This window comes from Bacteroidota bacterium (genome assembly GCA_016183775.1).
GTDB lineage: Bacteria > Bacteroidota > Bacteroidia > JABDFU01 > JABDFU01 > JABDFU01.
Genome location: JACPDY010000147.1, coordinates 1 through 8318, shown reverse-complemented (window position 1 = coordinate 8318; position 8318 = coordinate 1). Strand labels below are relative to the sequence as shown.

Annotated in this window: 8 protein-coding genes and 1 pseudogene; 5 read left to right on the top strand and 4 right to left on the bottom strand. The window is 39.8% G+C overall.

Going from position 1 to position 8318, the window contains the following annotated elements:
* Positions 1-139 precede the first annotated feature (139 nt).
* Positions 140-277, bottom strand: a pseudogene (locus tag HYU69_16335) (succinyl-CoA--3-ketoacid-CoA transferase).
* Between the two features lie 126 nt (positions 278-403).
* Here HYU69_16335 and HYU69_16330 point away from each other — a divergent pair.
* The 3 genes from HYU69_16330 to HYU69_16320 are packed head-to-tail and all read left to right on the top strand — an operon-like array spanning position 404 to position 1957.
* Positions 404-613: a helix-turn-helix transcriptional regulator gene (locus HYU69_16330; protein ID MBI2271910.1), complete on the top strand. Its 210-nt coding sequence runs from the start codon at positions 404-406 to the stop codon at positions 611-613.
* 4 nt (positions 614-617) lie between these two features.
* Positions 618-947, top strand: a complete 330-nt coding sequence (locus HYU69_16325) for a HipA N-terminal domain-containing protein (GenBank protein ID MBI2271909.1) — start codon at positions 618-620, stop codon at positions 945-947.
* Positions 944-1957 (top strand): HipA domain-containing protein, encoded by a 1014-nt coding sequence (locus HYU69_16320; protein ID MBI2271908.1) that lies wholly within the window; start codon positions 944-946, stop codon positions 1955-1957. Before HYU69_16325 ends, HYU69_16320 begins: the two co-directional genes overlap by 4 nt.
* Before the next feature lie 327 nt (positions 1958-2284).
* Here HYU69_16320 and HYU69_16315 read toward each other — a convergent pair whose 3' ends face one another.
* The 3 genes from HYU69_16315 to HYU69_16305 all read right to left on the bottom strand — a co-directional run bounded on the left by HYU69_16315 (position 2285) and on the right by HYU69_16305 (position 5524).
* Positions 2285-2941 (bottom strand): CoA transferase subunit B, encoded by a 657-nt coding sequence (locus HYU69_16315; GenBank protein ID MBI2271907.1) that lies wholly within the window; start codon positions 2939-2941, stop codon positions 2285-2287.
* A gap of 106 nt (positions 2942-3047) precedes the next feature.
* Positions 3048-4493, bottom strand: coding sequence for an aldehyde dehydrogenase (locus HYU69_16310; protein ID MBI2271906.1), 1446 nt, complete (start codon positions 4491-4493; stop codon positions 3048-3050).
* Positions 4494-4702: 209 nt separating this feature from the next.
* Entirely contained in the window at positions 4703-5524 is an 822-nt protein-coding gene (locus HYU69_16305; GenBank protein ID MBI2271905.1) for a T9SS type A sorting domain-containing protein, read from the bottom strand.
* A gap of 236 nt (positions 5525-5760) precedes the next feature.
* Between HYU69_16305 and HYU69_16300 the strand changes: the two genes are divergently transcribed.
* Together HYU69_16300 and HYU69_16295 are read left to right on the top strand one after the other, a co-directional pair.
* Positions 5761-7371, top strand: a complete 1611-nt coding sequence (locus HYU69_16300; protein MBI2271904.1) for a HAMP domain-containing histidine kinase — start codon at positions 5761-5763, stop codon at positions 7369-7371.
* A gap of 14 nt (positions 7372-7385) precedes the next feature.
* Entirely contained in the window at positions 7386-8090 is a 705-nt protein-coding gene (locus HYU69_16295) for a response regulator transcription factor (GenBank protein MBI2271903.1), read from the top strand.
* Positions 8091-8318 lie beyond the last annotated feature (228 nt).

Sequence of the window (8318 nt, the reverse complement as noted above, 5' to 3'; positions counted from 1 at the left end):
TTTTCTTTGGTCAGAAAAATCGCCTTAAACATTATTCGGGCATACAAAGGTGACAAAAGAAGCCTTAAAAGACGAAGACTTCAGGCTGGATGGCGAAATGATTATCTTGAAGAATTGTTAAAATCTTGATGCGGTGGCCCTCCGGTATCTCCCCTTCAACGATCAATTTCCCTTTGGTAGCATTTTTAATTTGCTCAACACTAACTCCCGGAGCTCGCTCCAGTAATTTAAAGCCCTGAGGAGTTACATCGAGCATAGCCAGTTCAGTAACATTTTTTTATCGCGGTCAGATGTTTGTGTCCTGACACTAATCTTAAAAAATAAGTTAAAATCATATTATAATGTGATTTTTGTTGCTAAATCAGGAAATAAAAACTACTTTTGCCTGTAAAATCACACCATAATGTTAGCCAAGAAATTTGGAGAAAGCATAAAGGCTAGACGAAAGGAGTTGAGAATAACCCAACCACACTTAGCCGAACTGGCAAAAGTGAGTACCAATACTTTGTATAAGCTGGAACGTGGACAAGGCAATCCATCATTGGATGTGCTGAACAAATTGGCCGAAGTGTTGGGAATGGAGCTCACGCTTGAAATTAAAAAGAAGCATTGAGTAAATGAGAGCAATGGAAATATACCGCAACGGAACTTTAGCCGGAATATTGACAGAAGAAAATCGTCAGCATTTTGTGTTCAGGTATGATGACACATATTTTAATGACGCTAATAAACCGGCTATCAGTTTAACGCTTCCGAAAATTCAAAAGGAATACAGCAGCGAATTTTTGTTTCCATTTTTCTTTAACATGCTAAGTGAAGGCGTAAACAGAAAGCTGCAATGCACGCAATTGCGGATTGATGAGGAAGATAATTTCGGTTTGCTGATGGCAACGGCGCAGTATGATACCATAGGAGCCGTAACAGTAAAACCAATAGCAGCAAAATGAACGTAGATGAATTGAAATATTGTCCCGGAACTTTGGCTGTAGGTTTTACTACATACAGTCCGGGTTGTTTGCGGAATTTATTTGGCGGTAAAAAGGTAAGTCATGTTTTGCCCTATGAACAGCCACAGCAAAACGAAGAAGTTGCAGAGCAGTTTATGGAAAATCGCAAGCGCATATCCATATCGGGGGTGCAGGAAAAGTTAAGTTTTCTTCTTGAAAAAAATATGTTGCGTTTGACAAACGAAGGAGAGCAGGGAACTTACATACTCAAACCCATACCAAGAGATTTAAAGAAGGTTGACCAGGTTCCGGCAAACGAACATCTCACAATGCAAATAGCAAAGCAGGTTTACGGGTTAAACACGGCTGAAAATGCCATGATATTTTTTAAGAATGGTTCGCCGGCTTACATCACCAAACGATTTGATGTAAAACAAGAAGGCGGAAAGTGGGGCAAAGAAGATTTTGCAACGCTGACGGGTAAAACCAAAGACAATGCAGGGGCCGGTTTCAAATATGAATACAGCTATGAAGAAGCTGGAATGCTGATACAAAATCATGTTCCGGCCTGGAGAGTGGAAATAGAAAAATATTTTTCGTTGGTGGCGTTCAACTTCTTGTTCTCAAATGGGGATGCACACTTGAAAAATTTTTCCTTGTTGGAATCATCCAAAGGTGATTACCTGTTAAGCCCTGCTTATGATTTGGTAAATACAAAACTGCACGTTGACGATTCTGATTTTGCATTGGACAAAGGATTGTTTGCTGATAATTTTAAAAGTGAGGAATACAAAAAAAACGGACATCCTTCTAAAAGTGACTTTACAGAATTTGCCAAAAGAATAGGCGTAACAGAAGGTAGAGTTGAAAAATTGTTGAATCCATTTTTAGAAAGACAACCCTTTATGGAAACTCTGGTGAGCCGTTCGTATTTAAATGATGCAAACAAGAGAAGTTATTTGCTGATGTATAACACGAAACGCAATTATTTAACCCAAACTATGCATTAGAAAAGATCTAATGCATAGCGATTAAGAAAATCAACCATTTCGGCTGCACTTTGTTTCATCGAAAAGGTTGATTTTCTAAGTCGGAATAAACCCAACTAATGCAGATACCCGAAAAGGGCATAAATAGTTCGGCTCATTCTTCGCCTTCTACTGCATAAGCTGGGTTTAATAGCGTAAATGAATTGCGAATATTCTGAAGATACTGAGTACTACGGGCTTATGCGACAATTTATTAATCAAAACGCTTATTTTACGATGCTTTCAAAGGGCCAAATGCCGCCCAGGCAATGAGCGTAGTAGTACATTTGCTGAAACAGCAGACACAATTCAATCCAACTTCATCTCCGGTATCTCCCCTTCAATAATCAGCTTCCCTTTAGTAGCATTTTTAATTTGCTCAACACTAACACCCGGAGCACGTTCCAGTAATTTAAAGCCCTGGGGTGTTACATCAAGCATTGCCAGCTCGGTAACAATTTTTTTCACGCAACGCACCCCCGTCAATGGCAAGGTACATTTTGGCAGAAGTTTCGATTCACCTGCTTTGTTCACATGCTGCATGGCCACAATAATATTATCAGCCGAAGCGACAAGGTCCATCGCGCCGCCCATGCCTTTCACCATTTTTCCGGGTATTTTCCAGTTGGCAATATCACCTTCCTCACTCACTTCCATCGCACCAAGTACAGTAAGATGTACGTGTTGTCCGCGTATCATAGCAAAGCTGGTGGCAGAATCAAAAATAGAGGCCCCCGGTAATGCGGTAACGGTTTGTTTCCCGGCATTGATCAGGTCGGCGCTCTCTTCCCCTTCGTAAGGGAATGGTCCCATTCCAAGCAATCCGTTCTCGGATTGAAAAATAATGTTCAATCCTTTTGGAACATAATTCGCCACAAGTGTGGGAATACCAATTCCCAGATTTACATAATATCCATCTTTTAATTCTTTGGCAATTCGTTTGGCAATACCGTTTTTATCTAACATGAGGCCCCCTCCATACTTCTCCGCCTTAGGCGGAGAATGTTTTTAAATGAAATTAATATGTACAAAAATACAGGTCGCCTCATCGGGGGCGACCTGTATTTTAAAATTATTTTAGTTTTATACACACATTTTTCGGTTCCGTAAAAAAGCGAAGCGCTTCAAAACCTCCTTCACGGCCAACGCCTGAATTTTTTAGTCCTCCAAAAGGAGTGCGCAGATCACGCAGCAGCCAGCAGTTGATCCATATAATGCCGGATTGCAGATGCTGTGCCATACGATGCGCGCGTGTTAAATTTTCTGTCCATATAATTCCTGCAAGGCCGTATTGCGTGCTATTAGCGTAGCCTAACACTTCACCTTCTGTATCAAAAGGAGTAAGGGTTACAACCGGGCCAAAAATTTCTTCCTGGTTGGTGCGGCAGTTATAGGACAGTCCCTCAATTACTGTTGGCTCAATAAACCAGCCATCCGCGCAATCTCCCCTGAGTTTAACTTCATTTCCTCCGCACAAAATTTTACCGCCTTCTTGTTTCGCCAATTCTATATACGATAATATTTTTTCCTTATGCTGCTTCGATACAATTGCGCCATGCCGTGTTTTATCGTTAGCAGGATCGCCGGCTTTTAGCTCGCGGGCTTTTGCCACAAACTCTTTTTTAAATTTTTCATACAATGGACGCTCAATAAAAATGCGTGAGCCGCAAAGGCATATCTCACCCTGATTTGAGAACGAAGAATGTATTGTTGTTTTCAACATCTGTTCAAAATCACAATCAGCGAAAATAATATTGGGATTTTTTCCGCCGAGTTCCAGCGAAAGTTTTTTAAACATAGGCCCTGCCACACGTGCAATCTCGGCCCCGGTTTTAGTGCCGCCTGTAAATGAAATAACAGGGATGTTTGGGTGAGCGGTTATCGCTGTACCGACTTTATGTCCGTACCCGTGCACAATATTTAAAACACCCTTAGGCAATCCCGCCTCAATACATAATTCGCTGAGTAAATAGGCTGTCATCGGTGTTATTTCCGATGGTTTGGCTACTACTGTGCAGCCGGCCGCAAGAGCAGGAGCTATTTTCCAGGTAAATAAATACAAAGGTAAATTCCAGGGCGATATGCAGCCCGCCACACCAACCGGTTCATGTAAAGTGTAATTGATGGCAGTATCCTCCATGATCTGCGCTTCACTTGATAAATGTAAAACACCTGTAGCATAAAAACGGAAATTGGCTGCCGCCCGTGGTATATCCACTACACGAGCTAATTGAATGGGTTTGCCGTTATCAGTGCTTTCGGCGCGCGAAAGTTTTTCGTGATTTTTATCAATAAGGTCTGCAATGCGGATCAATAGTTTGCTGCGTTCTTCTTTGGAAGTGAGCGACCAGGCCGGAAAAGCCTTTGCCGCGGCTTCGTATGCCAATTGTACGTCTTTCCCGTCCGAATCGGGAATATATGAATATACTTTTCCTGTAGCGGGATTATAATTGTCGATGTATTGAGTGCCAACAGGAGCAATTAATTCACCGTTAATATAATTTTTGATCTGTTGCATATATTTTTTACCTGAATCCTTCTGCGTACAATCCTGTAAACGATTTTAAAAATAGGTAAAATTTGAGTATAATCCATCTCAAAAATACTGCTCATAATGAGTATGGTTGGTATTGCCTTTCGCACAGGTTTGAGGTAAATGGAATGAAAAGAGGCGTCCCGTCCGGGGCGCCTCTTAAACACCATCGAAATTGCACAAAAGGAGGTAATTTACTCGATGATGATTTTCTTTGCCACAGATCGTTTGCCTTGTTGAAGGTTGATCACATATACACCCTTGCTTTCCGAATTCAGATCGATCTCACGTTTGTATTTTTCTTCTCCTTTAAGGGTTTCGGCGTAAACCTGTTTCCCTGTAACATCAGTAATGGTTATAGCAACCGGGCTTTTATCTCCTGTTTCAAATTCCAATGAAAACTTTCCGTTTGAGGGATTCGGATAAAAATTCAATGTCTCAAGCTTTAGTTCATTTTTTGTTCCGGTGGGAGTGGAGTTCTTGGTGTTTTGAGTTTCAATAACCTTGATACAACTTACTGCCTTTACTTTTTTACATTCCGACTTGCCGTCCTTCGATTCATTTCGTATCTCTTTAACTACTATATCTCCTGGTTCAGCATCTTCAGTGTCGAAATTGTAGCTATAAGCGCTTGTATTGGTAACGTCATTATTGATGATCACTTTCTTCACTTTCTTTTTTTGATCCTTTTCATCACCCGTTTCTTTTGTGAATACTTCTATGTTTTTCATCAGACTATCCATGTTTGGCAAGGCTTTGTCAGTGCCCGCCGCCGCCAGAACCATTACGTTCACATTTTTACCTTTGAGTTTATCAAGATCTTTTTCGAGGTCTTTAAGTTCTCCCTGATCAATAGTTTGCTCATTAATGGTTGTATCTCCATCAATGATCGTAATAGTTTTAACCTTCATTTGATGGTTGTTTGGACTTATCCAGGTTTGAGACCATCCTGTTAGCCCTGTTAATGTTGCCAATGAAAGCACCATAACTGATTTTGTAATTTTGCTCGTTTTCATAGTTAATTTTTTGTGTCCCTAGCCAAACAGTGCGCCGGTGTTAGGAGAGAGACGGTTTATAAAATTTATTAGTTGAGCATCAACACCACAAAACTACATCAACTACCCGGGCAGCCCTGTTAACGACCGGTTAAGATTTGTTAAAAAAAGTTAAGCATGCGGGGTATGTGAATGCTTAGGTTAAATTTGTACTATTCTCTTCTCCTATTCTAAAGGAGAGGGTCGGGGGTGAGGCCATGAACAAACGAAACATACAGTTTATAATAATTTTAATAAGCGTTGCTCTTGTTGGGCTTATTCTTACACAGCTGTATTGGGTTAAAAATGCTATTGAATTAAAAGAGGAGCATTTCGACCAAAGTGTGAATGAGGCATTAAATAACGTCGTATATAAATTTGAAAAGACATCAACAGCCGCTAAGATCACCCGCAAGCTGAATTTCCGAAAGCAGGGGATACGGTGGCTGATGCAAAATGATTCAATGAAAAGTACGGCCCAGATAACTTACGATACGATCTTTGATGGGAATAAAATGCAGGTTACTGACAAAAAGGTTCACGTAAAAATTTATGAAGAGTACTTGTCGGATTCGAATGGGGTAGTAGTTAAAAAAAGGCGGGTAAAAAATTTTACAGATGATTCGCTTACAGATCGGTCATTTGATATCCGTTCATTGTGGGCGCATGATTCGCTGAATGTAAAGGGAATAGATTCCTCAGATGAGCGCTATCGCTGGATCACACACAAATCAGATGTTGTAAATGATATTTTTGATGAACTGGTAAGTGTTAATGTATATAATGATTATAAGCAAAAGATCGACACCGTCCTGCTCGACTCACTTGTTAAAAATGAGTTAAACGAAAGGGGGGTCAATGCGGGATTTCGATATGGCGTGTTAAATAATGCGATTATCAATAATCCTTCTAGTAAGCAAATGAACCTGTTGTATTCAAAGTACAGGGTTAATCTTACTCCCGACAATATTTTCATTGAGCCGCTTTACCTTGCGATACATTTTCCGAATCAGAAAAATTATATTCTTAATACATTATGGTTCATGCTTGGCGGTTCGGCAGTACTTATTCTGGTGTTAATATTTTCATTCTATTACGCTATTTCAACAATACTCCGGCAGAAAAAACTATCTGAAATAAAGAATGACTTTATAAATAACATGACACATGAATTTAAAACTCCGATCTCCACAATATCACTCGCTTGTGAGGTATTAAATGATAGTAGTGTAAACAAAACTCCTGAGCGTACCGGCAATTATATAAAAATGATCAGTGATGAAAACAAGCGGTTAGGCGTTTTGGTGGAGAATGTTTTACAAACAGCGATCCTTGACAAAGGAGAGTTTAAATTGAAAATACAGGATGTGGATATACACCAGCTCGTATTGCAATCGATCAGCAATATCAAATTACAGGTCGATAAAAAGGAGGGTGAGATCATCACATATCTCAATGCAGGCAAAACAATTATCCAGGCCGACAAAGTTCATATCACCAATATTATTTTCAACCTTATTGACAATGCACTGAAATATACTGATCAAAAGCCCCGTATTGAAGTCTCTACACAAGATAGTGTACATGGAATCGCTGTTTCGGTAAAGGACAATGGAATTGGTATAAGTAAGGAAAATCAGAAAAAGATATTTGATACACTTTACCGTGTTCCGACCGGCAACATTCATAACGTTAAGGGTTTTGGTCTTGGTCTCAGTTATGTAAAAGCGGTGATCGGGAAACATAATGGTCAGATACATGTGGATAGCGAACCCGGCAAGGGCAGTACATTTACTATTCACCTGCCGTATAAACAAACAGAAATCTAACAAAATCAGTTCTCATGGTGGCAGAAGAAAAAACAAAAATATTATTAGCCGAAGATGACAGCAATCTCGGTAACCTGCTCAAGGAATACCTCGAGGCAAAGAACTACGATACATCCTGGGCTAAAAACGGCAAGGAAGGATTCGATCTGTTTAAAAAGAATTCGTACGACCTCTGCCTGCTTGATGTAATGATGCCTTTGAAAGACGGATTTACACTGGCTAAAGAAATTCGTGCGCAGAACAAATCGGTTCCTATTGTTTTTCTTACCGCCAAGTCGATGAAAGAAGATGCAATTGAAGGCTTTACAGTAGGCGCGGACGATTACATTACCAAACCATTCAGCATGGAGGAATTATTGCTCCGGTTGAACGCGATTTTAAGACGGACAAAAAATCAAACTACTGCGGATAATACCATTAAGTTCTTTGAAATAGGCCATTATCAATTTGACTATGAGAATCAGAAATTGAAGATGGGGAAGAAGGAGCAAGGTTTGACAACAAAGGAGGCAGAATTGCTTCGTTTACTTTGCCTGCATAAAAATGATGTGCTTGACCGGAACTTCGCGTTGAATGCGATATGGAAAGACGACAATTATTTTAACAGCCGGAGTATGGATGTGTTCGTTACCCGCTTGCGTAAATATTTAAAGGATGATCCTAAAGTTGAGATAATAAACATTCACGGCAAGGGATTCAAATTGCTGGTCAATAAATAGGAGTGTTCAAAGTTTCTGGTTCAATGTTCAAGGTTTTTTGTATTGAATTATTATGCCGCGATTATATTTCTTCAAACCGTTTAATACTAGAAGCCATCTCAAAAATATAAACAAGGCTTAAGTATTTAACAATTAGTTCTTTGTAATATTATTGATGGAGGCGATTTTGGAGATGTAATCGAGCTGAGATTTGTAAATAAAAACAATGGCAGAGCTCAGTAATGCACA